25 protein-coding genes are annotated in these 24312 nt (G+C 67.0%); 14 read left to right on the top strand and 11 right to left on the bottom strand.

Translation table 11 applies throughout. From position 1 onward, the window contains the following. Positions 1–18: 18 nt before the first annotated feature. The 3 genes from odhB to BN1313_RS01220 all read left to right on the top strand — a co-directional run bounded on the left by odhB (position 19) and on the right by BN1313_RS01220 (position 3203). Entirely contained in the window at positions 19–1239 is a 1221-nt protein-coding gene (gene odhB, locus BN1313_RS01230; RefSeq protein ID WP_091735488.1) for a 2-oxoglutarate dehydrogenase complex dihydrolipoyllysine-residue succinyltransferase, read from the top strand. A gap of 124 nt (positions 1240–1363) precedes the next feature. Continuing rightward, entirely contained in the window at positions 1364–2773 is a 1410-nt protein-coding gene (gene lpdA / locus BN1313_RS01225; protein ID WP_091735485.1) for a dihydrolipoyl dehydrogenase, read from the top strand. A gap of 100 nt (positions 2774–2873) precedes the next feature. After that, positions 2874–3203, top strand: a complete 330-nt coding sequence (locus BN1313_RS01220; RefSeq protein ID WP_091735482.1) for a GNAT family N-acetyltransferase — start codon at positions 2874–2876, stop codon at positions 3201–3203. A gap of 15 nt (positions 3204–3218) precedes the next feature. Here BN1313_RS01220 and BN1313_RS01215 read toward each other — a convergent pair whose 3' ends face one another. The 6 genes from BN1313_RS01215 to fsa form a co-directional block, all read right to left on the bottom strand. Then, positions 3219–4928, bottom strand: a complete 1710-nt coding sequence (locus BN1313_RS01215) for a hypothetical protein (RefSeq protein ID WP_091735479.1) — start codon at positions 4926–4928, stop codon at positions 3219–3221. Positions 4929–5050: 122 nt separating this feature from the next. Continuing rightward, positions 5051–5437, bottom strand: coding sequence for a phosphoribosyl-ATP diphosphatase (gene hisE, locus BN1313_RS01210; protein ID WP_091735476.1), 387 nt, complete (start codon positions 5435–5437; stop codon positions 5051–5053). A gap of 23 nt (positions 5438–5460) precedes the next feature. Next, positions 5461–5613, bottom strand: a complete 153-nt coding sequence (locus BN1313_RS16430; protein WP_176695854.1) for a hypothetical protein — start codon at positions 5611–5613, stop codon at positions 5461–5463. Between the two features lie 18 nt (positions 5614–5631). Beyond that, positions 5632–6573, bottom strand: a complete 942-nt coding sequence (locus BN1313_RS01205) for a tyrosine recombinase XerC (protein ID WP_091735472.1) — start codon at positions 6571–6573, stop codon at positions 5632–5634. After that, entirely contained in the window at positions 6558–7232 is a 675-nt protein-coding gene (locus BN1313_RS01200) for a DUF484 family protein (RefSeq protein WP_245620050.1), read from the bottom strand. Before BN1313_RS01200 ends, BN1313_RS01205 begins: the two co-directional genes overlap by 16 nt. 12 nt (positions 7233–7244) lie before the next feature. Beyond that, complete coding sequence (gene fsa, locus BN1313_RS01195) at positions 7245–7898, bottom strand: fructose-6-phosphate aldolase (RefSeq protein WP_091735467.1); 654 nt, start codon at positions 7896–7898, stop codon at positions 7245–7247. A gap of 69 nt (positions 7899–7967) precedes the next feature. Here fsa and BN1313_RS01190 point away from each other — a divergent pair, with 69 nt between their 5' ends. Next, positions 7968–10130, top strand: a complete 2163-nt coding sequence (locus tag BN1313_RS01190) for a primosomal protein N' (RefSeq protein WP_091735465.1) — start codon at positions 7968–7970, stop codon at positions 10128–10130. Between the two features lie 121 nt (positions 10131–10251). Here the strand turns inward: BN1313_RS01190 and BN1313_RS01185 are convergent, their stop codons facing one another. After that, positions 10252–11055 (bottom strand): TerC family protein, encoded by an 804-nt coding sequence (locus BN1313_RS01185; RefSeq protein ID WP_091735463.1) that lies wholly within the window; start codon positions 11053–11055, stop codon positions 10252–10254. Between the two features lie 508 nt (positions 11056–11563). On the opposite strand from BN1313_RS01185, the gene BN1313_RS01180 reads away from it, so the two are divergent. Beyond that, positions 11564–12244, top strand: a complete 681-nt coding sequence (locus BN1313_RS01180) for a CHAP domain-containing protein (RefSeq protein WP_091735460.1) — start codon at positions 11564–11566, stop codon at positions 12242–12244. Positions 12245–12306: 62 nt separating this feature from the next. Continuing rightward, positions 12307–13260, top strand: coding sequence for a magnesium transporter CorA family protein (locus BN1313_RS01175; protein WP_091735457.1), 954 nt, complete (start codon positions 12307–12309; stop codon positions 13258–13260). A gap of 15 nt (positions 13261–13275) precedes the next feature. Here BN1313_RS01175 and BN1313_RS01170 read toward each other — a convergent pair whose 3' ends face one another. Further along, a complete protein-coding gene (locus tag BN1313_RS01170) occupies positions 13276–13713 on the bottom strand; it encodes a DUF488 domain-containing protein (RefSeq protein WP_091735452.1) in 438 nt (145 codons plus the stop codon). Between the two features lie 67 nt (positions 13714–13780). Here BN1313_RS01170 and BN1313_RS01165 point away from each other — a divergent pair, with 67 nt between their 5' ends. Next, positions 13781–14494, top strand: coding sequence for a cytochrome b/b6 domain-containing protein (locus BN1313_RS01165; protein ID WP_091735449.1), 714 nt, complete (start codon positions 13781–13783; stop codon positions 14492–14494). Further along, positions 14491–15255 carry a molybdopterin-binding protein gene (locus BN1313_RS01160; protein WP_091735446.1) on the top strand — a complete coding sequence of 255 codons (765 nt, stop codon included), beginning with the start codon at positions 14491–14493 and terminating at the stop codon, positions 15253–15255. Before BN1313_RS01165 ends, BN1313_RS01160 begins: the two co-directional genes overlap by 4 nt. Here the strand turns inward: BN1313_RS01160 and BN1313_RS01155 are convergent. From BN1313_RS01155 to BN1313_RS01145, 3 genes are all read right to left on the bottom strand, one after another. Beyond that, the gene (locus BN1313_RS01155; RefSeq protein WP_245620049.1) at positions 15252–16052 is read right to left on the bottom strand and encodes an acid phosphatase; all 801 of its coding nucleotides are present in this window, start codon (positions 16050–16052) and stop codon (positions 15252–15254) included. The genes BN1313_RS01160 and BN1313_RS01155 overlap by 4 nt on opposite strands. A gap of 72 nt (positions 16053–16124) precedes the next feature. Further along, positions 16125–17177, bottom strand: coding sequence for a 1,9-bis(guanidino)-5-aza-nonane synthase (locus BN1313_RS01150; RefSeq protein WP_091735439.1), 1053 nt, complete (start codon positions 17175–17177; stop codon positions 16125–16127). A gap of 113 nt (positions 17178–17290) precedes the next feature. Continuing rightward, positions 17291–18562, bottom strand: coding sequence for a type III PLP-dependent enzyme (locus tag BN1313_RS01145; RefSeq protein ID WP_091742074.1), 1272 nt, complete (start codon positions 18560–18562; stop codon positions 17291–17293). A gap of 331 nt (positions 18563–18893) precedes the next feature. On the opposite strand from BN1313_RS01145, the gene phnC reads away from it, so the two are divergent. The 6 genes from phnC (at position 18894) to pstB (ending at position 24310) form a co-directional block, all read left to right on the top strand. Then, on the top strand, positions 18894–19685 hold the full coding sequence (gene phnC / locus BN1313_RS01140) for a phosphonate ABC transporter ATP-binding protein (protein WP_091735436.1): 792 nt from the start codon (positions 18894–18896) through the stop codon (positions 19683–19685). Beyond that, the gene (gene phnD, locus BN1313_RS01135) at positions 19682–20713 is read left to right on the top strand and encodes a phosphate/phosphite/phosphonate ABC transporter substrate-binding protein (protein ID WP_091735433.1); all 1032 of its coding nucleotides are present in this window, start codon (positions 19682–19684) and stop codon (positions 20711–20713) included. Before phnC ends, phnD begins: the two co-directional genes overlap by 4 nt. Before the next feature lie 2 nt (positions 20714–20715). Next, positions 20716–21537, top strand: coding sequence for a phosphonate ABC transporter, permease protein PhnE (phnE, locus tag BN1313_RS01130; RefSeq protein WP_091735430.1), 822 nt, complete (start codon positions 20716–20718; stop codon positions 21535–21537). 153 nt (positions 21538–21690) lie between these two features. After that, complete coding sequence (gene pstC, locus BN1313_RS01125) at positions 21691–22659, top strand: phosphate ABC transporter permease subunit PstC (protein WP_091735428.1); 969 nt, start codon at positions 21691–21693, stop codon at positions 22657–22659. Then, entirely contained in the window at positions 22656–23504 is an 849-nt protein-coding gene (gene pstA / locus BN1313_RS01120) for a phosphate ABC transporter permease PstA (protein ID WP_091735426.1), read from the top strand. Before pstC ends, pstA begins: the two co-directional genes overlap by 4 nt. Continuing rightward, a complete protein-coding gene (gene pstB, locus BN1313_RS01115; RefSeq protein ID WP_091735423.1) occupies positions 23504–24310 on the top strand; it encodes a phosphate ABC transporter ATP-binding protein PstB in 807 nt (268 codons plus the stop codon). The genes pstA and pstB overlap by 1 nt, the downstream gene beginning before the upstream one ends. Positions 24311–24312 lie beyond the last annotated feature (2 nt).

The following is a 24312-nucleotide window of genomic DNA, read 5'->3' as shown; positions in this document are numbered from 1 at the left end:
CAAGAGGAACTGATCCTAATGGCCGACATCATGACCCCGGCGCTCGGCGAATCGGTCACCGAAGCCACGGTGGCCCGCTGGGCGAAAAAAGCCGGTGATGCCGTGCGCAAGGATGAGATCCTTGTCGAACTTGAAACCGATAAGGTCAGCCTGGAAGTCGCTGCGCCCGCGGACGGTGTCCTGGAGGCCATAGGCGCCGCTGAAGGCGCGACCGTGACCCCGGGCGCCGTGCTTGGCCGTATCGCCGAAGGCGCCGTGGCGGCCAAGGCGCCCGCTGCTGCGCCCGCCGCGGCGCCGGCTCCCGCCCCGGTTGCGGCGGCTCCGGCCCCTGCGCTGGCGAAGGCTCCGGCTCCGACCGCTGCCCCCGTGCTCGCCCCTTCGGCTGCGCGGATCGTCGAAGCCAACAATCTCGACGCCGGCGCGATCACCGGCGGCGGCAAGGGCGGCCGCATCACCAAGGGCGACGCGCTCGCCGCCCTGGAAGCCCGCGCCAATGCGCCGACCGCGCCTGCCGCGCCGTCGGCGCCGCGCGCCATTGGCGACCGCGAAGAGCGCGTGAAGATGACGCGCCTGCGCCAAACCATCGCGCGCCGCCTGAAGGAAGCCCAGACCAACGCCGCCATGCTGACCACCTTCAACGAGGTGGACATGACGGCGGTGATGGCGGCCCGCGCCAAGTACAAAGATGTGTTTGAAAAGAAGCACGGCGTGAAGCTCGGCTTCATGTCCTTCTTCGTGAAGGCCTGCGTCGCCGCGCTGAAGGCGGTGCCGGACGTCAACGCCGAGATCGACGGCACGGACGTCATCTACAAGAACCACTACGACCTGGGCGTCGCCGTCGGCACCGAAAAGGGCCTCGTTGTCCCCGTCCTGCGTGACGCGGACGCCCTGGACCTCGCCGGCATCGAAAAGGGCATCGGCGCCCTGGGCAAGAAGGCCCGCGACGGCGGTCTGTCCATGGACGACCTGCAGGGCGGCACCTTCACCATCTCCAATGGCGGGGTCTATGGCTCGCTGATGTCGACGCCGATCCTGAACGCGCCGCAGTCGGGGATTCTGGGGATGCACAAGATCCAGGAGCGCCCAGTGGTGGTTGACGGTCAGATCGTCATCCGTCCGATGATGTACCTGGCGCTGAGCTACGATCACCGCATCGTCGACGGCCAGGGCGCCGTGACCTTCCTGGTCCACGTCAAGGACGCCATCGAAGACCCGCAGCGCCTGCTGCTGGACATCTGATCAACGAACCCATGAAAGCGCGCTCCAGATCATCTGGGGCGCGTTTTTCTTTGCCGGCCACAGGTTCGCCTGCCACCGGAAAAGCCCTATATCTGAGCTAAGCAAGAGATCAGGCGGACCGATTATGAGCGAGAGCACCCCCTTCGACGTCGTCATCATCGGCGGTGGGCCAGCTGGCTACAACGCCGCGATCCGCGCGGGCCAGCTGGGCCTGGCCGTGGCGTGCGTCGAGATGCGCGGCACGCTGGGCGGCACCTGCCTAAACGTCGGCTGCATCCCGTCGAAGGCCATGCTGCACGCGTCGGAGCTTTATGAGCTGGCCAACAAAGACTTCGCCAGCATCGGCATCGATGTGAAGCCCAAACTCAACCTTGAGAAGATGCTGGAGCAGAAGGCCGAATCTGTCACGGCCCTGACCAAGGGCATCGAGTTCCTGTTCCGGAAGAACAAGGCCGAGTGGGTGAAGGGCTTTGGCCGCATCGCCGGCGTCGGCAAGGTCGAGGTGCTTGACGAAGCGGGCGCGGTGATCCGCACCCTTGAGGCCAAGAATATCGTCATCGCTTCTGGCTCGGAGCCCTCGGGCCTGCCGGGCGTCGAGGTCGACCAGAAGCGCATCGTCGACTCCACGGGCGCGCTTTCCCTGTCGGAAGTGCCCAAGTCGCTCGTGGTCATCGGCGCCGGCATCATCGGCCTGGAGCTGGGTTCGGTGTGGCGTCGTCTCGGCGCTCAGGTCACGGTTGTCGAATTCCTGGATCGCATCACACCCGGCATGGACGCCGAGGTGGCCCGCACCTTCCAACGCTCGCTGGCCAAACAAGGCGTCGAGTTCAAGCTAGGCTCCAAGGTTACGGGCGCGAAGGCGAGCAAGTCCGAGGTCACCCTAACGGTCGAGCCTGTCGCCGGCGGCGCCGCCGAAGAGATCACGGCCGATTATGTCCTGCTGGCTATCGGCCGTCGGCCGATCACCGCGGGCCTGGGCCTGGAGAGCGTCGGCATCGTCCCGGACAAGCGCGGCTTCATCGACACCGACCACTGGAAGACCGCCGTTCCCGGCATTTGGGCGATCGGTGACGTGACCCACGGCCCGATGCTGGCCCACAAGGCCGAAGACGAGGCCGTCGCCTGCATCGAGACCATCGCCGGCCTGCCGGGCCACGTGAACTACGACCTGATCCCAAGCGTGGTCTACACCTACCCGGAGGTCGCCTGGGTCGGTAAGACCGAGGAAGAACTGAAAGAGGCTGGGCGGGCCTACAAGGTCGGCAAATTCCCGTTCAGCGCCAACAGCCGCGCCAAGGTGAACCATGAGGCCGAGGGCTTCGTGAAGATACTGGCCGACGCGACCACCGACGAGATCCTCGGCGCCCACCTGATCGGCCCGCAAGTGGGCGAGATGATCGGCGAATACTGCGTCGCCATGGAGTTCAAGGCCGCGGCCGAGGACGTCGCCCGCACCTGCCACCCGCACCCGACCCGTTCCGAGGCCCTGCGCCAGGCCGCCATGGGGGTGGACGGCTGGACGATGCAGGCGTGACGCTGGAGATGCGGGCCTGATCGTCCGCCTCGCCCGACCGGACGAGATCGCCGAATGCGCGGCGCTCTATGTCCGCGTCCTGTCCGAGACCTTCACCTGGATGGATCCCGGCTTTCATAAGGCTGAGACCTTTGTAGACCAGGCGAAGTCTGAAGAAATCTATGTCGCTGAGGAGGACGGTCGGATCGTCGGCCTTCTGGCTTTCTGGCGGCCGGACAACTTCATCCATTCGCTCTATGTGACCGAACGCGGGCTTGGCATCGGCAAGGCGCTCCTCGACCATATCGCCGCTCGGGTCGTAGGGCCGCTCTCACTGAAGGTTCAGCAACCCAACATCCGGGCGCGGGCCTTCTATGCGCGCGAGGGGTTCAAGCCGATGCAATTTGGCCGCGACATCAGCGGGGTGGACTGGATCCGACTGGAGCGGTGACGGCCTTCAGCGACGTCAGGTCCGGGGCGCCAGTTCGCCCGCAAGCCGCATAAGGCGTTGCGACGACAGCGAACCCACCACTCCATAAGCCTGGCTGGCGTCCTCCCAGAAGGCGACGCCCTCGCCATCGTGTGTGCGCAGCATCGGCCGGCGGCCAGCCGGCGTATCGGCATGCATGGCGACGATCGAGACGGTTTCGCTTTGGTCGGTGACGGCGGCCACTTGGACGATGGGCCCGAAATCCGATGGGTAGATCTGCACGTCCGTCAGCCGCCAGCCGACGGGGATGGCGGGGACCTTCAGGCCGGTGACGCGTCGAATCTCTGTTGTGTTGAGATTGGGCGTCTCTGATCGTGACCTCATCGCTGCGCGCATCAGGGTGGCCTTGTGCGAGGTCACCGCTTCCTCGACGAAGGTTGGCGCGGCGTGGGCCGGGCCGGCCGCCGGGCCGATGGCGTCGTGGGCCAGCCAGCCGGCGGCCAGGGCGAAAATCAGTCCTGCGGCCCGTGCCGCCTTGACGCCCAGCCGCGGGACGTTGGCCGCCTGCCGGCCTGAGGCGGCCAGGTAGGCTGCAATGGCGTCGGCGGCGCGCCGCGATGCCGGCGCCGAATTCTCGGCGAAAGTCTCGGCGAAACCCTGGCGCTGGACCTCTTGGAAGTCGTCGTGGCCAGTGATGGCCGCGTCGATGGTCTCAAGCACGGCGCCCGGCGTGCGCGCCACAGGCCCATAGCGCCAGTGCGCGTAATCCTCGTCCGACCGCCAGTCGATGCCGCGCTGGTCCAAGAAGACGCAGGGTTTGGGCGTGCGGAGGAACTCATAGACTTGGCTGCTCACGTCGCCGACATAGACGTCGGCCAGCGTCGTGTAGGTCATATCGACCAAACGTTCGGTTCCCAGGTCGATGTGAATGTGGTCGATGCCGGCATAGGCGTCGGCCAGGGCGCGCCACTTCGCCTTGCGGGCCTTGCCGTCCAACATCCGCACGTGCGGGGCGACGATCAGGTTATAGCGATCCTGTGCGGCGAAGGCGTTCAGCATCGACTCGCCGAAGACCTTCCAGGACCCCAGGGCTGAGAAGTGGGGGTTGTAGAGCACCGTGGGCCGGCCGTTACCGAAGGGCCGCCAAGCCGCATCACGGACAGCATCGGCGGCTTCGAACTTGGGATAGCCGACCACCGCATGGCGGCCGGGACGGATCAGGCCGTCGCGCATGAGCCGCGCCCGATGTTTCTCGCCGGCCATCAGCACCATGTCGAACTGCGCGATTCTGGGGTCGAAGCTGATCGCCCGATCACCGGCGCCGTGGTCGAGGTGGATGTAGCGTGGCGAGGGCGCACCGAAACGTTTCAGGCGGATTGTCGTGCGCTCAGGCAGGGCGACGGCGTCGAATCGATTCAATTCGCGCGCAACCAAGCCGAGCGAGAGGGCCTTGTGCGCGAGGCTGGCGCCGTTCTTTTCGCGAAGGGCGGCCAGAAGCGCGGGGCTTGCGAGGGTGAAATGCAGCGGCGCGCCGCCCAAGGCCTCGGCTACGTGGCCGGCATAGGCGATGTGTCCGGGGTCGGGCGACAGGATGTGGACTTCAAAGCCTGAAGTCCGGGCGAGTTCGACCGCCGTCGAAATCCCGTGCAGCAGCTGGTGACGCTGGGCGTTAAAGAAGAAGCATACGCGGATCGGCTCAGCGCTATCGTTGTCCGGCGCTAGCGATGCGAAATGACTGGCCTTCATCGTTCATCCCACGACAGCGCTTCGCGAGCGGCGCCGTTGTCCCTTGCCCAGCGAAGGTGTTCAAAAGATTGCAATCATGTGACACAGCCTGCGACGAACGCCCAGCCCTGTCGCCGCCTCCGCTAGCCGGCATTTTTCGCGTCAGACTTCGGCAGCTTCTCAGCCATGCCCATCATTCGCTCGCGCCGGTCCATCTCGCCCCAGACGCGGGCCGGGTCTACGCCCACCTCGGTCCAAAGGATCACCAGGTTGTAGAGCAGGTCGACACTCTCCTTGACCACGGCCGCCTCGTCGCCCCGGACGGCGTCGATCGCCACCTCGGCAGCCTCCTCGACAAGCTTCTGCGCCATCTTCGGGACGCCCGCGACCAAGAGCTTCGTGGTTCTGGGGCTGGCGCGTTCGCCGGCGCGCACCTCAGCCACGGCCAGCGCGAGACGGCCTAGACGGTCATCCGCGGTCGTTTTGTAGCGCGCCGCCTCGGCCGCCGGCTTGGACTTCGCCTTCCGCATAATTTGATCCGTATACGATCAAATCACGAGGCGCCAATTCTCACGCTGATCCAGCGCCACAGCCAGTGGCCGCGCCACCTCACCAGCGTCAGCTCTAGCGCGTCGGCCGTCTTTCCGCGGCCGAACAGGGCTTCATATTCGGCGCGGCTCAGGCGGCGGAGGGTGACGCCGTTCACCAGGGCGCCGACCAGCGATCAGGCGTGCGGGTGGGCCCTGCCATAGGCAGCCAGAAGGGTGGCGGCATCGACGCCGGTGTAGCGCTGCGTGGTCGACAGAGACGCGTGGCCAAGGAGCTCCTGGATAGAGCGCAGGTCGGCGCCGGCGCCCAAGAGATGGGTGGCGAAGGAGTGGCGAAGCGCGTGGGGCGTCGCGCTGTCGGGCAGGCCAAGCCGGCCGCGTAGGCCCTGGACGGTCGCCTGGACGTGGCGGGGGCTCAGGGCGCCGCCACGTTTGGCGAGGAACAGGGGACCGTCCCGTTCGAGGGCAAAGGGCAGTCGGGCGACATAGGCAGCCACCGCCTGGCGCACCTGTTCCAGAACGGGGACCAGCCGCACCTTGCCGCCCTTACCTATCATGCGCAGGGGGTCGGGCAGGTCAGCGTCGGCGCCTTTCAGCGACAGGGCCTCGGAGATCCGCAGGCCGCACCCGTAGAGCAGCGTCAGCACCGCCTGATCACGGGCGATCTCCCAGTCGTCCCGGATGATGTCGAACTCGGCCTCGGCGATCAGGCCGAACGCCTGGTCCTCTGTGACGGGCCGGGGCGCGCCCGGCTTGACCCGCGGACCTTTGACCAGGAGCAGGGCGTCGGCCGCGACGCCCAAACGCCGGTCGAGGAAGCGGTGGAAGGTCCGCACGGCGGACAGGGCCTGTGACAGCGAGCGCGGGCTGAGCGGCCGGTCGCTGCGGCGTAGACCCGCCATCCAGGCGCGGACTTCCGCTGGGCTGACCGATCCTAGCGCCAGGGCGGTCAAGGCCTCGCCACGATGCTGCTGCAGGAAACCGACGTAGCGGCGTGCGGCGAAGCCGTAGGCCTCGACCGTCCGCGGCGATGCGCGCCGTTCATGGGTCAGGTGTTCGAGCCAGCGGCCGACGACCTCGGTCGCCGAGAGCTTCGCGGGGTCTAGTGCGTCGTCCATCGTGCGGCGGTGGCTTCAACCACCAGCGCCAGGAAGCGCACGAGGTCGTCGCTCATGTCGGCGGTGAAGCCCTCGGCCTCACCCGAACCGAAGGCCAGGACGCCGAAGCGTTCGCCCAATCGGATGCGGACCAGGGCGACGGATTCGACTGCTTCGGCGCGGGAGCCGAACAGGCCGCGGGCGGTTCGCACCAGGCCGAGGCGCGTGTCGCACTCGGCGCCGCCCAGTATCATGTCGGCCTGGCTTTCGACGAGGCGGAACCAGCCTGCCGGCGCTTCGTCGTCAGCCTCGATGGCCAAGGCGCCGGCGACCAGCCCGAAGCGGGCCTGCGCCACCTCGTCCAGCCGGTTCGCAAGGTCCTCGGCGCTGTCCGCGGCGATCAGCTCGATGACCGCGGCCTGCGCCTGGGCCTGGGCGGTGAAGTTCTCGCGGGCGATCAGTTCGATCTCCTCGCGGGCGCTGGCTTCGGCCTGATGGGCGGCGTGCACGCGAGCGAGGGCGGCGGGGCCGAAATCCAGGACGTTGGCGGCGTCGAGCCGTAGGCCAAGCGCGCCGAGCAGTTCGGCGTCCTGGCGCACGGCCTCGGGGTTTTCAATCAGGAAGCGTCGGGCCGCCTCATAGGCCGGCTCCACGACTTCAGCCTTCAGATCCGCCCCCACGATCGCCCCCGCTTAGAGAATGGACTGCCCCGTCTTGGCCCAGTCGCTCAGGAATTGATCAAGACCCTTGTCTGTTAACGGGTGCTTGAAGAGCGACAAGAAAGTGGCCGGCGGGATGGTGGCGCAGTCCGCGCCGGCGATGGCGGCGGCCGTCACATGGGCGGAGGTGCGGATCGAGGCGGCCAGGATTTCGGTGTCGAAATCATAGTTGTCGTAGATGGTGCGGATGTCGTGGATCAGGCTCATGCCGTCCGCGCCGTGGTCGTCCAGCCGGCCGATGAAGGGGCTGACAAAGGTCGCGCCGGCCTTGGCGGCCATCAGGGCCTGGGCCGCCGAGAAGCACAGGGTCACGTTGGTCTGAATGCCTTCGCGGGTGAATTCGACGACGGCGCCCAGGCCGGCCCTGGTCAAGGGGACCTTCACCACCACATTGGGGGCGATGGCGGCGAGCTTGCGACCTTCGGCCAGCATGGCCTCCGTCTCGATGGCGGCGACCTCGGCGCTCACCGGGCCCTCGACGACGCCGCAAATCTCGGCGATGACCTCCAGCATGGGACGGCCGGACTGGGCGATCAGCGTGGGATTGGTGGTGACGCCATCCACCAGGCCGGTGGCGGCCAGGTCCTTCAGGACGGCGACGTCAGTGGTGTCGAGGAAGAGCTGCATCTCATCGGTTCCCGAAATTGCGTCCCGCGCTTGTAGCGGCTCTGCGGCCGTCAGCGAAGGCGAAGGTTGATGGGCCAGATTGCTTCGGTCCTGTTGCCGATGCCGTTGCCGGAGGCCTTCGACTACGACGTGCCCGACGGGCTTGAGCTGGCGGTCGGCGACCAGGTCGCCGCCCCGCTCGGCCCGCGGCTGATCCGCGGCGTGGTGACGGCCTTGCGCGACGGGACCGGCGGCAACCGGCCCCTGAAGGTCCTGGCCGAGCGGCTGGATGAGCCGCCGCTGCCGCCGGCGACTCTGGAGTTCATCCTGTGGGCGGCGCGCTATGCGGCCGATGTCCCAGGCGCGGCCCTGTCCATCGCGCTGCGCGGGGCGCGCGCGCCCCAGCCCCGGCCAGTGCGCATTGTCGAGGCGACGGGCCTCGCGCCCGGCCGCCCGACGCCCGCGCGGACGCGGGTGGTCGAGGCGGCCGGCCAGGCGCGCCTGGCGCCCGCCGATCTGGCCCGCGCCGCCGGCGTTTCGGGCGGCGTGGTCAAGGCCCTGTTGGACGAGGGCGTCCTGCGCCTGGTCGAGGAACGCCCGGTCGCCCGGTTTCACGCGCCCGATCCCGTCTTCGCCGCCCCGGCGCTCAACCCCAGCCAGGCGGCCGCGCGGGACGCCCTGGATCGGATGACGGCGACCGGAGACTTCCAGGTCGCTTTGCTGGACGGGGTCACGGGCTCGGGCAAGACCGAGGTCTATCTGGAGGCCGCCGCCGCCGTCCTGGCGCGCGATCCTGAGGCCCAGGTGCTGATCCTGTTGCCGGAGATCGCGCTGACCCAGGCGGTGATCGCGCGCGTCGCCGCCCGCTTCGGGGCCGCGCCGGCTGAGTGGCATTCCGGCATCGCCCCGCCGCAGCGCCGGCGGGTCTGGGAGGCGGTCAGCGGCGACCGGTGCCGTATTGTCGTCGGCGCGCGCTCGGCGCTCTTCCTGCCGTTCCAGCATCTGAAGCTGATCGTCGTTGACGAGGAGCACGACAGTTCCTTCAAGCAGGAGGACGGCTTCATCTACCAGGGCCGTGACCTGGCGGTGGCTCGGGGCAAGATCGAGAACTGCGCTGTGGTTCTGGCCTCGGCGACGCCGTCGCTGGAGACCTTGCGCAACGCAGAAACTGGCCGCTACCGTTGGCTCAGGTTGGCCAGCCGCCACGGGACAGCGCGGTTGCCGGACATCGACCTGGTCGATCTGCGCGAGACCCCGCCGGACACCGGCCGCTGGTTGTCGCCGCCGCTCGTCATGGCCATGGCGGAAACCTGGGGCCGGGGGGAGCAGACCCTGTTGTTCCTCAACCGTCGCGGCTATGCGCCGCTGGTCCTGTGCAAGGCCTGCGGCGAGCGGCTTTGCGCGCCGGACAGCGACTCCTGGCTGGTGGAGCATCGATACTCCGGCCGGCTGGTCTGTCACCTGACGGGCTTCTCCATGCTGAAGCCCAAAGCCTGCCCCTATTGCGGTGCGGCTGACAGCCTGGTGTCCATAGGGCCCGGCGTCGAGCGGGTCGAGGAGGAGGCGCGCAGCCTCTTCCCCGAGGCGCGGATCGCTGTCTTCTCGTCGGACACTATCTTTGATCCGCGCGAGGGCCGTCGGTTGATCGAAGCGATGGAGCGGGGCGAGATCGACATCCTGGTGGCGACCCAGGCCGCGGCCAAGGGGCATAATTTCCCGAACCTGACCCTGGTGGGCGTTGTCGACGCCGATCTGGGCCTGCGCGGCGGCGACCTGCGCGCGGCGGAGCGGACCTATCAGCTGTTGGCTCAGGCCACGGGCCGGGCGGGCCGTCGCGACCGGCCGGGCCGCGCCCTGCTGCAGACCTATGCGCCGGAGCATCCGGTGATGCAGGCCTTGAAAGCGCAGGACCGCGACGCCTTCAACGCCGCCGAACTCGACGAGCGGGAGGCGGCGGGTCTGCCGCCCTTCGGCCGGCTGGCGGCGGCGATCGTCTCCGGGCCGGACGCCCAGGCGCTGGATGCTTTCGTGCGGACCATGGCCCAGGCTGCGCCGAACGGCGAAGGGGTGGATGTGTTCGGGCCGGCCGACGCGCCGCTGAGCCTGATCCGCGGCCGCCGGCGCAAGCGTTTCCTGGTGCGCGCCGATCGTGGGGTGGATCTCTCGGCCTACATGGCCGCGTGGCGCGCCCGCATCCGGCCGCCTGGCCAGATCCGGGTGACCATCGACGTGGATCCCTACAGCTTCTTGTAGACCCTCCGCCCGAATTGGTTCGAAGCGTCCGCATCAGCCGCGCCGTGGCTTCCCTTCTCCCGCAAGGGAAGAAGGGACAGAGAGCAGGCGGGGCTGGGCCCCGTGAAGGCGCGGGCGAAGGTTAGTGCAGCGTGCCTTCGCTTTTGGCCGCTTTGCGCTTGGCGGCGGCGCGCGACGCCATGTTCAAGCCTTCCACAAGGCCGGAGAAGGCCATGGCCGCGTAGATGTAACCCTTCGGCACATGCACGCCGAAGGCGTCGGCGATCAGGGTGGCGCCGATCATCAGCAGGAAGCCCAGCGCCAGCATCACCACGGTCGGGTTGGCGTGGATGAAGTCGGCCAGGGGATTGGCCGCCAGCAGCATCACCGCCACGGCGACGATCACGGCGACGACCATGATCGGCAGGTGTTCGGTCATGCCGACGGCGGTGAGGATCGAGTCCAGCGAGAAGACCAAGTCCAGCAGGATGATCTGGGTGATGACCGCGCCGAAGGTGGCCGCCGCAGCCTGCTTCTTGTCGAGGACGCCATCCGTGGGCGCGGGATCGACGCTGTGATGGATTTCGGTGGTCGCCTTCCAGACCAGGAACAGCCCGCCGGCCAGCAGGATCAGATCGCGCCAGGAGAAGGCCAGGTCGAGCATCGGATGGCCGTCGGCGCCCATGGGCGCGGTGAAAGGTAGGGCGAAGACAGGCTTTGTCAGGCCGACGATGAAGGCGATCGTCGACAGCAGGCCCAGCCGCATGACCAGAGCCAGGCCGATGCCGATGCGGCGGGCCCGCGAGCGGTGCTCAGGCGGCAGCTTGTTGGAGAGGATCGAGACGAAGACCAGGTTGTCGATGCCTAAGACGACCTCCATGACGATGAGGGTGATCAGGGCGGCCCACGCCTGCGGGCTGGCGGCGAGGGCGAAAAGGGCGTCCATCGGGGTCGTTGTCTCCATCGTGGGCGTGCAACGCATATCTAGCGTGGCCCGAGGCTCAGCCTAGAGGCGCCTAAGCGCCGGGCGCCAAAAAAGCGACGACGCAGAAATTTTATCACCAGCAGGTGGGGGTGCAGCGTTCCGGCGGAAACGCGCATGGGCGCCGAAAACTTGAACTGCCGCGGCGCCTAAGGCGCGAGCACTTGTTTCAGATCGTTACAGCGCCGTCGCGCAAAGTAGATATGTGCTTAACGGTGATAAAAATGCGTGCGAAAACGCACCGAGGACGGTCTGTAAGCGGCGATAGAGGCCTGAAACAGGAGTTATTATCTAAGGATTGCGCATAATCCACAGGGATTACTTAATTTACATAAGTATACAGTGGAGACGGGCGCACGTTAACCCACGCCATGGCCGTGAAGACACAGGGCTGCGGCAAATTAAACCCTCTTTTCACTCTTGGGGGCTTAGGGTTAGGACTCAATCGTTGCGTCGGGGGAGTCTGCCGAAGATGCTGAAACGAGCGAGGACCATCCTCGGTTCCTTAGTGATCGCCGCGACGATCACGATGGCGCCGGTCGGCGCGTTCGCCGACACCTACTGGCAATGTGTCCCCTTCGCTCGTCTCGTTTCCGGCATCCAGATCTTCGGCGACGCCCGCACTTGGTGGGGGCAGGCCACCGGCAAGTACGAAACCGGTTTTTCGCCCAAGTCCGGCGCGGTCCTCTGTTTCCGCCCGACCCAGCGCATGAAGCTTGGCCATGTGGCCGTGGTCAGCCAGGTGCTGACCGACCGCATCATCCAGATCACCCACGCCAACTGGTCGCTGATCGGCGGCAGCCGCGGTCAGGTCGAGAAGGATGTGACCCTGGTCGACGTCTCGCCCGCCGGCGACTGGAGCCAGGTCAAGGTCTGGTACGACCCCAGCCGTGATCTCGGCGGTTCGACCTATCCGACCTACGGTTTCATCTACCAGGATACCGTCGCGCGCCAGAAGGCCGGCTCAGGCTTCCAGACCGTCGAAAACACGGCGATCAACATGGCCCAGACAGCGGCGACGCAGATGGCCGCCACCGTCCGACCGGGCGTGGGCGCCATGCAGATGCTGAGCCAGGCGGCCGACGCCTCTGACCGCATCGGCGCCCTGATCGCGGCGGTCACTGGCCAAGGCCGGGAAACACCTTCTAACTAGTCGGCGTTATCCCCCCGCGATCCTGCGGGATCGGCCCTTCGGGGATCGGTAGGAACGCGGGCATGCATAATCTCCTAAGGCGCGGCGCGTCCGCCTTTGAGGCCTTCGCCCCAGGCGAAGGCTGGCCGTTGCCGGCCGACACCGTCTGGATCGACCTGAAATCGCCGACCCGCGAGGAAGAGCTCGCCATTGAGCGCGCTCTGGGCTTCGACCTGCCGACCCGGGACGAGATGGCCCAACTGGAGCCTTCCAGCCGCTTCTATCAGGAAGCCGGCGTGACCTTCATGACTGCGACCTTGCTGGCCCGGCGCGCCGATCAGATTCCGACGGGCGAGCCGGTGACCTTCGTTCTGGCCAGAGGCGTGCTGGTGACGATCCGCTACGAGGACTTACGCGCGTTCACCATCTTCACCGAACGCGCGCCGCATAGCGCGCTGGATAGCGGCCCCGCCGTCCTGCTTGAGCTTCTGGACGCGGTGGTCGAGCGGCTGGCGCAGATCCTCGACCAGCTTGACGACCAGCTTGAGGAGGCCTCCGCCGCGATCTTCCAGCGTCCGGAAGGCGGGGACTTCCGGCCTCTGTTGACCACCCTGGCGCGCGCTCAGTCGATCGCCTCGCTCGCCCGCTCCAGCCTGGTCAGCCTCGGGCGACTGGCGGGCTTCGCCGAGCTGGCTGGCGATATCGCCCGCGACCCGGAATGCCGGGCCCACCTGGATTCGATCCAGAACGACGCCAAGTCGCTGACCGAGCACGCTGGCCATCAGGCGAGCCACATCACCTTCCTGCTGGACGCGGCGCTGGGCCTGATCAACATCGAGCAGAATGGCATCATCAAGATATTCTCGGTTATGGCGGTGATCTTCATGCCGCCGACGCTTGTCGCGTCCATCTACGGGATGAATTTTCATCGGATGCCGGAGCTTTCCTGGGCCTTCGGATATCCCATGGCGCTCGGCCTGATGCTCCTGGCGGCCCTCGTGCCGGTGGTCTGGTTCAAGAAGCGGGGCTGGTTCTAGGGGGTAAACGTCGCCCTATAGGGGTTCGACTTCACACGGGCCGTCCACCGCCTCGCAGATTCGGTCGGCGACGATAGCGCGGTGGCAGCGAGTATGGTCCGCCTCGAAGCAGAGCAGCGCGGTCTTGCGGCCGCGGGCGATATTGCGAGCCTCGGCCAGCTCTATCTGCGCGCCAGGTTCGGCCAGGTGGGCCGCGAAGATCTCGTGCATCTCGCTGATGCGGCCCTTTCGGGCGGCGTCGCGGCCGGCTTTGGGCGTGCCCAGCTGGCGCAGGTGTCGATAGTCGACGCCAGCGTCCGCCAAGGTCGCCGCCAGCATGGTCTTGGAGAACCCCGCGCGGCGAGAGGCCGCAATGGCGCGCACGTCAATCAACACCTCCACCTCGGCCGCATTCAACCGCGCGACGACGTCGGCGAGGGTCGCGCGCTCGTAGCCGATGGTGGCGATCTTCATGGGTGGGCTCCATTTGGCATCCCTGGAACGCGTGACAGCGTAGTATGGAGCGGGCGAGGAGAGCGACGTGGCGAAGGACAGGCAAGGTGAAGACCGCACGGTCCGCCGTCACGCCGGCCTGGTGCGACTGACGCACTGGATCAACGCGCTCGTCCTGCTGTTCCTGCTGATGAGCGGCCTGCAGATCCTGCGAGCCCATCCGGCGCTCTATTGGGGCGATGTCGCGACCTTCGCCGACCCGTGGGCGGCTTTCGGTGAGATTCCCGGCTGGCTGACCATCCCTTCGTTCCGCGATCTGGCGGACGGGCGGCGCTGGCACTTTTTCTTCGCCTGGGCTCTGGTGTTCAACGGTGCGGTCTACCTGGTCTGGGGCCTGACGCGTGGACACCTTCGGCGCGACCTCTTGCCCACCGCTGAGGAGCTGAAGCCGCGGTCGCTGTGGCGTGACGTCGTCGAGCATGCGCGGCTGCGGTTTCCCAAGGGCGAGGCGGCCCTGCGGTATAATCCCCTGCAGAAGCTGACCTATCTGGCGGTGATTTTCGGTCTGCTGCCGCTGATGCTGGCGACGGGGCTGTCGATGTCGCCGGGGATGAACGCGGCGTGGCCGTGGTTGCCGGAGCTGTTCGGCGGCCGGCAGAGCGCCAGGACGTTCCATTTTCTGTCGGCCAGCGCTCTGGTGGCCTTCGTCGCCGTGCATCTGGCCATGGTGGTGGCGTCGGGACCGATCAACAATCTGCGCGGCATGATTACGGGTCGGGTGCATTTGGAGACCGAGCGATGACCAGCCGTCGCAGCTGGCTGAAGGGCGCGGCCGCCGCGGCGCTAGGCCTGGCGCTGGCGGCCTGCGACCGCGTGGTGCGCGACAAGGATGTGCAGGCGGCCCTCGCCCGCGCCGAGGGTCTGACGCGCCGGGCGCAACGCCTCGTGGCCGACCGCAAGGCCTTGGCAGCCGAGTTCCAGCCGGCGGACATCTCGCCGGATTTCCGCGCCAACGGCACGATCAACCCCAGCGACGAGGCCTATCGCGCCCTGGCGGCGGCGGGCTTCGCCGACTGGCGGCTGGTGGTCGACGGCCTGGTCGAGCGGCCGCTGGCGCTGAGCCTCGCCGACCTGCGGGCGCGGCCGGCGCGCAGCCAGATCACTCGGCATGACTGCGTCGAGGGCTGGTCGTCGATCGGGAAGTGGACGGGCGCCAAGCTCGCTGCCGTGCTGGACGAGGCCGGTCTGAAGCCGGAGGCCCGCTACCTGGTCTTTCACTGCGCTGACAGCCTGGGTGGGCCAGGACCGCTGGGCCGCTACTATGAAAGCATCGACCTGATCGACGCCCGCCATCCGCAGACGATCCTGGCTTACGAGATGAACGACGCACCCCTGGCGGTCAAACATGGCGCCCCTGTGCGCCTGCGGGTGGAACGCCAGCTCGGCTACAAGCACGCCAAGTACGTGATGCGCATTGAGGCCGTCGCCGACTTCGCCCATATCGGCGCGGGCAAGGGCGGTTTCTGGGAAGACCGCGGTTACGAGTGGTACGCCGGGATCTAGTAGGGCGGCCTCTCGTAGAGCGCTTTGGACGCGGCGCACCCGGCGGCGTCAGGCGCAGGGGCGGTCTTGCGCGCGGCGGCGACCTCCTGTCGGACGGCCTCCAGATCCTTTCGGAACGCAGCGTCGCCGTGGAGGGCGGCGACGACGACTGAGGCGTTGGTGCGCCCGGCTTCGACCGCTGACAGGTTGTGGACGCCACAGACCAGGCGGCTTTCGCCGAAGGAGCGGCCGCGCACCAGAATATCGGTCGCCTGGTCGGGCGCGAGCTCGGTCAGCAGAAGGGCGACGGTCCAGCCCCAGGTGGTATGGCCGGACGGGTAATCGAACGACTTTTCGATGCCATCGGTCTGGGAGACACAGGTCGGTCCCTTGTCGATCAAGAAGGGCCGCAGGCGCTTGTTAGAGTCCTTGGGCGGGTCCACGGCGCGGCGGACGTCGGTGCGGACCCGGGCCATGAGGGCCGCGAGCTTGGGCTGGCCGGTGAGGTCGGCGCCGACGGCGCAGGAGAAGTCCTTCAGGATTGTCGTTTCGTCGGCGTCGGAAGCCGCCAGCGCCCAGCGCGGCTCATCCTTCAGCGAACGGGTCTCGAGATAGATTGTGCGGTCGGCGCTGTAGCGGGCCGATCCGGCGACCGGCGCCGCGGGCAGGATCTTGATGGTGTCGGGCTTCGCTGCATCGGCGAGGTAAGGCTGGGTGGAGGCGGGCTGCGGCCCGTGGAAGGACCGGTGCTCCTGTGCCGGGGCGGCGGAGGCCACACCCAGAACAAGCAGCGCCAAACCAGCGATTTTCGGGGCCACGCGCGCCTCCCAGACAAAAAAGAGCCCCCGCATTTTGGCGGGGGCTCGTGACATTCGCAATAACAGTGAGGCTTAGGCGAAGAGCTTCGCCCAGCCGCGGGCCTTGCGGGTCTTCCAGCCGCCGCGGTGCCAGGCGTCGGACGCGATCAGCGGCACGACGGTGGTGGCCTCGGCGAAGACCATCTGTTCCCAGGTCACGTCGACCTTGCCCCAGGAGCAGGCCTCCTTGAGCGTCGAGGACGAGCAGGCGCCGTCACGCACATCGGCCACGGTGATCTGGATGGCGTATTTATGCATGTCGACCTCGTGGCCAAGGATCTCGGCGCAGACCACGGTGTCCTGGGCGAAGTTCTTGGGCACGCCGCCGCCGACCATGAAGAGGCCGGTGGCGCCGGCCGCCAGCTTGATCTCGGTCAGCTCGCGGAAGTCGGCGACGGAATCGATCGTCATATAGGGCTTGCCCGCCTTGCGGCGCTCGACCTGATGCTTGACCAGGCCGAAACCGGCCGAGCTATCGACGAAGGCCGGGCAGAAGATCGGCGCGCCCATCTCATAGGCGGTCTGGATCAGGCTGCCCTGCTTCTTGGCGTTGCCCGCCGCGAGCCACTTGCCCATCTCCCAGATGAACTCGCGGCTCGAATAGGGCCGCGGCTCCAGCTGCTCGCAGATATCGAAGATCGTGCCGTCGCAGTTCTGGAGTTCTTCCTCGTCGATGTAGGTGTCGTAGATGCGGTCGATGTAGAGGGCGCGCAGATCGCGGTCATCGACGTCCGACTTGGCCTGATAGTGCTTGAAGCCCAGGGCCTCGAAGAAGTCCATGTCGACGATCGAGGCGCCGGTGGCGACGACGACGTCGATCATCCCGTACTTCACCATGTCGCGGTAGATGTGCATGCACCCGCCGGCCGAGGTCGAGCCGGCCAGGATCAGCCAGGGCGAGCAGTCCGGATCCTCGATCGCCATTGAGAGGATATCGGCGGCGCGGGCGGTGTCGCGGCTGGTGAAGCTCATCTTGCGCATGGCGTCGATGACCGGGCGCGCGTCGTACTGGTCGATGGCCACATGCTCGATCACGGTGGAGAGCAGCTCGGCCTTACGATTGGAGTTCTGAACGTCAGCGTTCATTCTTCAAGGTTCCTTGAGGTTTGAGCGCCCGTCCCGAAAGGAAAGTCCAACCGGGACGGAGCGACCGGCTGGACCCTTAAACCCACGACTTGCGTCGGTTGTTACCGCTTAGACTAGCGCTTCCGGCGCTTTTTACCGGCGGCGCCCTTTGGACGCGACAGGCGGACGACCTTGCGGTCGTCCTCCTGCACGTCGCGGGGCGTGCGGATCATACGGCCGGCCAGGCCGAACATCGAGGCCATGGGCGCGTCGCCGGCGACGGCGGTTTCGGTGTCGCCAAATCCGTTAAAGCCCGTCGTCATGGCCACGCCATAGGCGCCCAGCATGCCGATCTCGATGTAGTCGCCTTCCTGGACGCCGTCCGGCAGCCAGAAAGGTCCCGGCATGTGATCCAGGCTGTCGCAGGTCGGGCCATAGAAGCGGTAGGGCTTCAGAGCGCCCTTCACCTCATGGGCCTCTTCGCCTTCGCCGCGGTAGAGCTTCACGGGGAAGGGCCACTTCACGTGCGCCGCATCGAACAGGCTGCCGTAGCTGCCGTCGTTCAGATAGAGCGCCTCGCCCTTGCGCAGCTCGACCTTGGTCAGGATCGAGGAGGCTTCCGCCACCAGAGCCCGGCCAGGCTCGCACCACAGCTCGGTGTCCTCGTGGACCATCATGTCGGCGAAGCCGCGCTGTATGCTATCGGCGTACTCGCTCATCTCCGGCGGCATCATGCCCGGATAGATCGAGGGGAACCCGCCGCCTACGTCGACGATGTCGACCATGACGCCGGCGCGCACGATGGCGCGGCTCGCCTGGGCCATGGCGGCTTGGTAGGCGGTCGGACGCATGCACTGGCTGCCGACGTGGAAGCAGACGCCCATCTTGCCCTGCGTCGCCGCGCGAGCGGCGAGCAGCAGGGACGGGGCCTCATGCGCGGGCACGCCGAACTTGCCGGACAGCGAGTAGGTCGCGCCCTCCGCCGAGACGGCCATACGAACCATCAGCGTCAGGTCCTTCGCGCCGCCCGTCGCCTCGAGGATCTTCTGCAGCTCCTCGTGGGTGTCGAGCGAGAAGGTCTTCACGCCGTGGCGCGCATAGGCCTCGGCGATCGCCCTGCGGCTCTTGACCGGGTGCATGAAGGCCATCCGCGCGCCCGGCGCGTGCTTGGCGACCAGCTCGACCTCGGCGATAGACGCGACATCAAAGGACGTCACGCCATTGGCGAACAGCGTTTCAATCACCCAAGGCGAAGGGTTCGCCTTGACTGCGTAAAAGACATCGCCTCGAAAATTGTCCTGGAACCAGCGCGCCGCTACGGCCACCGCATCCGGCCGCGCAAAGGCGACTGGACGCTCCGGTGAACGCTCGCGGACCAGGTCCAGGGGCGTATGGTACTTTTGCACCTCACGCAGCCCCCAACGGATTGTTGAACCCAATCCGGCGTTAGCAGCGCTTTTGAGGACATCGGGTCCGCCGGAGCCGTGCGAAATAGGGGTAAGGCTCAGCGATGTAAAGACCGCGTGATCAGGAATTTTGTGACAGTCACTCGTCGACCTAAGCTGATGAAGCGTCACGCGGATTTCCAGAAACGCGAAGCTGGCCCTCGAGGCGCGCTAGACCGATCCCGCCATGCCATGCCATGAAGTCGCCGAAGGACCCGACGCGACGCGCGCCGGGGGCTTCGGCACGCCCATCTGTCGACCCTTTTTCTTTAGGGAATGCTCGAAAGATTTCATGTCAGACGCCGCGGTTCTTTCCATACGCAGCGCCTCCAAGACGTTCGGCCAGCGCCGCGCGCTCGACGGCGTGTCGCTGGACGTCCGCCGCGGCGAGATGATCGCCCTGATCGGCCCCTCAGGCTCCGGCAAGTCGACCCTTTTGCGTTCGATCAGCGGCCTGCAGACCATCGACGCTGGGGGTCGGATCGAGGCCTTTGGCGAGGCGGTGCAGGAGAACGGCAAGATCGGTTCGGGCGTGCGCAAGATCCGCACCCGCATCGGCTTCATCTTCCAGCAGTTCAACCTGGTCGGCCGGCTGACCCTTTTCGCCAACGTGCTCCTGGGGTCGCTCGGCCGCACGCCGGCCTGGCGCGGCCTGTTCGGCCTGTGGACGCACGAGACCAAGCTCGCCGCCATGGCGGCCCTCGCTCGTGTCGGTGTGGCCGACTACGCCGCCCAGCGCGCAAACACCCTTTCCGGCGGCCAGCAGCAGCGCGGCGCCATTGCGCGCGCCCTGGTCCAGAAGGCGAAAATCATCCTTGCCGACGAGCCTGTGGCGTCCCTTGACCCGGTGTCCGCGCGCCGGGTGATGGAGGCGCTGAAGGACCTGAACGCCGCCGATGGGCTGACCGTCATCGTCACCCTGCATCAGGTCGACTACGCCCTGCGCTATTGCGAGCGCGTGGTGGCCCTGAAGGCCGGCAAGGTCGTCTATGACGGCCCGGCCGGCGGCCTCGATCGGCCCAAGCTGATCGACATCTACGGTCCCGAGTTCGAAGACGTGTTCTGGGAGCAACCTCCGCAATGATCCGCCGCACCCTATCGGGCGTCCTGTTGGCCGCCGCCTTGGCTCTCGCCGGCTGCAGCGGCCAGGATGACAGCGCGACCACGCGCGCGCCGAACGAGATCAATTTCTCCATTCTGGCGCCGGAAAGCGCGTCCAGTCTGGAGACCTCGTGGAACCCGATCCTGGCCGATATGGAGAAATCCACGGGCCTGAAGGTCAAGCCGTTCTTCGCCTCCAACTACACCGCCCTGATCGAGGCCCTGCGCTTCAAGCAAACCGATGCAGGGTGGTTCTCCAATCTGCCGGGCCTAGAAGCGGTCCGCCGCGCCGATGGCGAGGTCTTCGCCCGCACGGTCGATCCGTCCGGCGTCGATGGCTACCGCTCGATCATCATTGTGCCGGCCTCCAGCAAGACGACCCTGGAGGACCTGCTCAAGTGCGGCAAGACGATGAACTTCGGGATCGGCGACGTGAAGTCGACCTCAGGCACGATGGCGCCGATGACCTATCTGTTCGCGCCGAAGGGCATCAAGCCTGAGGCTTGCTTCAAGACGGTGAAGTCGGCCAACCACCAGGTGAACATGTTCTCGGTGGCCAATGGCGTGCTGGACGCGGCGACGGGCAATTCGACCTCGCTGAAGCTGCAGCGCGAGAAGGAAGCGGCCGATCCGAGCGGGCCGAAGGTGTTCTCCAAGATCCGCGTGATCTGGCAGTCGCCGCCTCTGCCGGAAGACCCGATCATCTGGCGCAAGGACCTCGACCCCGAGGTGAAGGAAAAGCTGCGTCAGTTCTTCCTGACCTACGGCGTCGGCGACGGCCCTGATGCGGTGCGCCAGCGCGGCTATCTCGCGAAGCTGTCCATCGGTGGGTTCAAGGCGGCGGATAACTCTCACCTCCTGCCCGTGCGCGAGATGGAGGCGACCCAGAACCTGGAACTTGCCCGCGCGGAGGGGGACAAGGCCAAGATCGATGCGGCCCAGAAAGCCTTCGACGTCGTGGCCGCCGACCGCGCCGCCATCGAGGCCAAGACCGGCCAGCCGGTCCGCTAGGCATGCGCCAGGCCGCCATCCCCGCTTCCGCGCCGCCGCCCATCCTGGCGCCGCCTGTTCGGCCGCTTGGGCAGTGGGCCTTCGATGTCCTGCTGTGGGGTGGGATCGCGATCCTCTTGGCGATCTCCTTCGGGCCGGCGGAGCTGTCGAAGCTCCCCAAGTTGTTCGCCAATTCGGAGAACATGCGCGAGTTCGGTCACCAGTTCCTGCGGCCGGATTTCGGTGAGTGGAAACTGTTCGTCGCGCAGATGTGGCTGACGATCCAGATCGCCCTTTGGGGCACCTGCCTGGCGATCGTGCTTGCAGTGCCGCTGGGGCTGATGGCGGCGCGCAATGTCTCGCCGCCTTTCATTCAGCTGCCCGTCCGCCGGCTGATGGACATCATTCGCTCGGTGCCGGACCTGGTGGTCGGCATGGTGTTCATCGTCGCGGTGGGCCTTGGCCCCTTCGCTGGGGTGATGGCGCTGGCGTTCAACACCGGCGGCGTCCTGGGCAAGCTGTTCTCGGAGGCCGTCGAGGCCATCGACAAGGGCCCGGTCGAGGGCGTCCGCGCCACCGGGGCCGCGCCCCTGCACGAGATCGTCTGGGGCGTGATCCCGCAGGTCGCGCCGCACTGGACTTCCTATGCGCTCTACCGGTTCGAATCGAACAGCCGCAGCGCCACCGTGCTCGGTCTGATCGGCGCGGGCGGCATCGGCCAGGTGCTGTTCGACAGCCTGAACAGCTTCAACTACAGCCGTGTCTCGGCGATCGCCTTGATTATCATCGTCGCCGTGAGTTGCATTGACATCCTCTCGCAGACGATCCGTCGTCGCCTCACCTGAGGCTGGCCGTCCGCGACGAAACTGTCACGGAACTGACAATCTAGACCGCTATGGCTCCGCCGAGCCGAGAGGCGGGGGCACGGCTGTTCAGAGCGCGGTCAGAAGCGCCTGCACAAGACCGCCTTCCGTCCGCCGGGAAGTCGCAGGACCCTTATGACCGACGCCGCCGTTCTCGATGGTCCGACCGCGCGACGGCCGCGCCCGCGTGGCGCGGCGGTGGCCAAGATCTTCGAAGGCGTGTGTTTCGCTGCGGCGACCGCGCTGCTGACCGCCCTGGCCGGTCTTCTGGTCTCGCTATTCATCGGCGGCTGGCCCGCCTTTTCCCACTTCGGCCTGGGCTTCCTGACCAGCTCGGAATGGAATCCGGTGACCTCGGTCTATGGCGCCGCTGGGCCCATAATCGGCACCCTGATCACCGCCGTCATCGCCCTGGCCCTGGCCCTGCCTGTCGCCGCCGGTGTCGCCTTCTTCCTGGTGGAGATGTGCCCGACGCCGCTGCGTCGGCCGATCGCCACAGCAGTGGAGTTGCTGGCCGGCATCCCCTCCATTGTCTACGGCATGTGGGGGCTCTTCGTCTTCGCCCCGCTGTTCGGCCGCTTCATCCAGACGCCGTTGATGATGGCGGCCAAGCCGGGCTCCCTCTTGGAGAAGCTCACCACCGGCGTGCCCAATGGCACCGGCGTGCTGTCAGCCTCGATCATCCTGGCGCTGATGATCCTGCCGTTCATGGCCTCAACGTTGCGAGAATTGTTGCTCACCGTACCGCCGGGCGTACGCGAAAGCGCCTATGGCCTAGGCGCGACCACCATGGAGGTGGTGACCACGGTGACCCTGCCCTATGTGCGCACCGGCGCCGTAGGCGCCGTCATGCTGGGCCTGGGCCGGGCGCTCGGCGAGACCATGGCGGTCACCTTCATCATCGGCAACGCCCACGGCTTCCCGGCCTCGGTCTTCGATAGCGGCTCCACCATCGCCTCCACCATCGCAAACGAGTTCACCGAGGCGACCGACCCCCTGCACATGTCGGCGTTGCTGGCGCTCGGGTTGATCCTCTTCGTCATCACCTTTGCAGTCCTGGCGCTCGCCCGCCTGATGTTGCGCAAGCAAGGGGCCCACGCGTGAGCGCCGCCACCTTCAAGGTCGCGCGCCGCCGCGCGGCCAACGGCGTCTTCACGGTCTTCTGTTACCTGGTCACGGGCCTGGCGCTGGCGGGGCTGGCGGCCATCCTGTGGTCCCTGGTCAGCCAGGGGATCGCCGGCCTGAACCTGGACGTTTTCACCCGGTCGACGCCGGCCCCCGGCTCGCGCGGCGGCTTGGCCAACGCCATCACCGGCTCGATCATGATGTGCAGCCTGGCCATGGCGCTGGCGACGCTTGTGGGGGTGCTGGCCGGCACCTGGCTCGCCGAATATTCCGCTGGGTCGCGCTATGGGGCGGCGGTGCGCTTCATCAACGACGTCCTGCTGTCGGCGCCGTCGATCCTGGTGGGCCTGTTCGTCTACACGATCGTCGTGGCGCCCATGCAAGGCTTCTCGGGTCTGGCGGGCGTACTGGCCCTGGCCCTGCTGGCTGCGCCGGTGATCACACGGACGACCGAGGACGTGCTGTCGCTGCAAGCCAATACGCTGCGCGAAGCCGGGGTCGCCCTGGGCGCGCCGACGTCGTTGGTGATCCACGAGATCCTCTGGAAGGCGGCGCGGAGCGGCATCCTGACGGGCGCGCTGCTGGCTTTCGCGCGGATCAGCGGCGAGACTGCGCCGCTCCTTTTCACCGCCCTGAACAATCAGTTCTTCAGCCTCGACCTGACCCAACCCACCGCCAACCTGCCGGTGGTCATCTACAACTTTGCGCTCAGCGCTTACGATGACTGGCGCAGCCTGGCCTGGGCCGGCGCGCTGCTGATCGCCGCCACCGTGCTGGCCGTGACCGTGCTTGCGCGGGCCATCACCAAGGAGCCTGGACGTTGATGAACAGTCGCGCAGCGGAATTCGAAACCAGCATCGCGACCATCGACCCGGCGCGGGTGAAGCTCGAGGTGAAGGATCTCGATTTCTACTACGGCGAGACGCGCACCCTGAAGTCCGTGTCGTTTCCGATCGCCCGCAACAGCGTCACCGCCCTGATCGGCCCGTCAGGTTGCGGCAAGTCGACCCTGCTGCGCACCATGAACCGAATGTACGCCCTCTATCCCGGCCAGCGCGCCGAGGGTGAGATCCTGATGGACGGCGAGAACCTCCTGTCCCGCAACATGGACCTCGCCGCGTTGCGCGCGCGCGTCGGCATGGTGTTCCAGAAGCCGACGCCCTTCCCGATGTCGATCTATGACAACGTCGCCTATGGCGTGCGTCTCTACGAGACGCTGTCGAAGGCCGACATGGACGCCCGCGTCGAGGAAAGCCTAACCCGCGCGGCGCTGTGGGGTGAGGTGAAGGACAAGCTCAAGTCGCCGGGGCTCGGCCTGTCCGGCGGCCAGCAACAGCGTCTTTGCGTCGCCCGCGCCGTGGCGGTGAAGCCTGAGGTCCTGTTGCTGGACGAGCCGACCTCGGCCCTGGATCCGATCTCCAGCGCCAAGCTGGAAGACACGCTCGCCCAGCTCAGAGCCGACCACACCATCGTCATCGTCACCCACAACCTGGGCCAGGCGGCGCGCGTGTCGGAGTACACGGGCTTCATGTACCTGGGTGAAATGGTCGAGTTCGGGGTGACCGACCAGGTCTTCCAACGCCCGGCGACGCCCCGGACCAGCGACTATATCACCGGCCGCTTCGGATAGGG

This window comes from Phenylobacterium immobile (ATCC 35973), from assembly GCF_001375595.1.
In the GTDB taxonomy this organism is placed as follows: domain Bacteria; phylum Pseudomonadota; class Alphaproteobacteria; order Caulobacterales; family Caulobacteraceae; genus Phenylobacterium; species Phenylobacterium immobile.
This window is presented reverse-complemented; position numbering and strand designations above follow the sequence as displayed.

What these genes read in the sequence shown, in the direction of transcription:
- BN1313_RS01190 (WP_091735465.1), top strand. Translation starts at nt 7,968, where the DNA reads ATGGGCCAGATTGCTTCGGTCCTGTTGCCGATGCCGTTGCCGGAGGCC.
- BN1313_RS01205 (WP_091735472.1), bottom strand. Translation starts at nt 6,573, where the DNA reads ATGGACGACGCACTAGACCCCGCGAAGCTCTCGGCGACCGAGGTCGTC.
- lpdA (WP_091735485.1), top strand. Translation starts at nt 1,364, where the DNA reads ATGAGCGAGAGCACCCCCTTCGACGTCGTCATCATCGGCGGTGGGCCA.
- BN1313_RS01180 (WP_091735460.1), top strand. Translation starts at nt 11,564, where the DNA reads ATGCTGAAACGAGCGAGGACCATCCTCGGTTCCTTAGTGATCGCCGCG.
- phnD (WP_091735433.1), top strand. Translation starts at nt 19,682, where the DNA reads ATGATCCGCCGCACCCTATCGGGCGTCCTGTTGGCCGCCGCCTTGGCT.
- phnC (WP_091735436.1), top strand. Translation starts at nt 18,894, where the DNA reads ATGTCAGACGCCGCGGTTCTTTCCATACGCAGCGCCTCCAAGACGTTC.
- BN1313_RS01150 (WP_091735439.1), bottom strand. Translation starts at nt 17,177, where the DNA reads ATGAACGCTGACGTTCAGAACTCCAATCGTAAGGCCGAGCTGCTCTCC.
- pstB (WP_091735423.1), top strand. Translation starts at nt 23,504, where the DNA reads ATGAACAGTCGCGCAGCGGAATTCGAAACCAGCATCGCGACCATCGAC.
- pstC (WP_091735428.1), top strand. Translation starts at nt 21,691, where the DNA reads ATGACCGACGCCGCCGTTCTCGATGGTCCGACCGCGCGACGGCCGCGC.
- BN1313_RS01175 (WP_091735457.1), top strand. Translation starts at nt 12,307, where the DNA reads ATGCATAATCTCCTAAGGCGCGGCGCGTCCGCCTTTGAGGCCTTCGCC.
- BN1313_RS01220 (WP_091735482.1), top strand. Translation starts at nt 2,874, where the DNA reads ATGGATCCCGGCTTTCATAAGGCTGAGACCTTTGTAGACCAGGCGAAG.
- odhB (WP_091735488.1), top strand. Translation starts at nt 19, where the DNA reads ATGGCCGACATCATGACCCCGGCGCTCGGCGAATCGGTCACCGAAGCC.
- hisE (WP_091735476.1), bottom strand. Translation starts at nt 5,437, where the DNA reads ATGCGGAAGGCGAAGTCCAAGCCGGCGGCCGAGGCGGCGCGCTACAAA.
- fsa (WP_091735467.1), bottom strand. Translation starts at nt 7,898, where the DNA reads ATGCAGCTCTTCCTCGACACCACTGACGTCGCCGTCCTGAAGGACCTG.
- BN1313_RS01215 (WP_091735479.1), bottom strand. Translation starts at nt 4,928, where the DNA reads ATGAAGGCCAGTCATTTCGCATCGCTAGCGCCGGACAACGATAGCGCT.
- BN1313_RS01185 (WP_091735463.1), bottom strand. Translation starts at nt 11,055, where the DNA reads ATGGACGCCCTTTTCGCCCTCGCCGCCAGCCCGCAGGCGTGGGCCGCC.
- BN1313_RS01170 (WP_091735452.1), bottom strand. Translation starts at nt 13,713, where the DNA reads ATGAAGATCGCCACCATCGGCTACGAGCGCGCGACCCTCGCCGACGTC.
- phnE (WP_091735430.1), top strand. Translation starts at nt 20,716, where the DNA reads ATGCGCCAGGCCGCCATCCCCGCTTCCGCGCCGCCGCCCATCCTGGCG.
- BN1313_RS01160 (WP_091735446.1), top strand. Translation starts at nt 14,491, where the DNA reads ATGACCAGCCGTCGCAGCTGGCTGAAGGGCGCGGCCGCCGCGGCGCTA.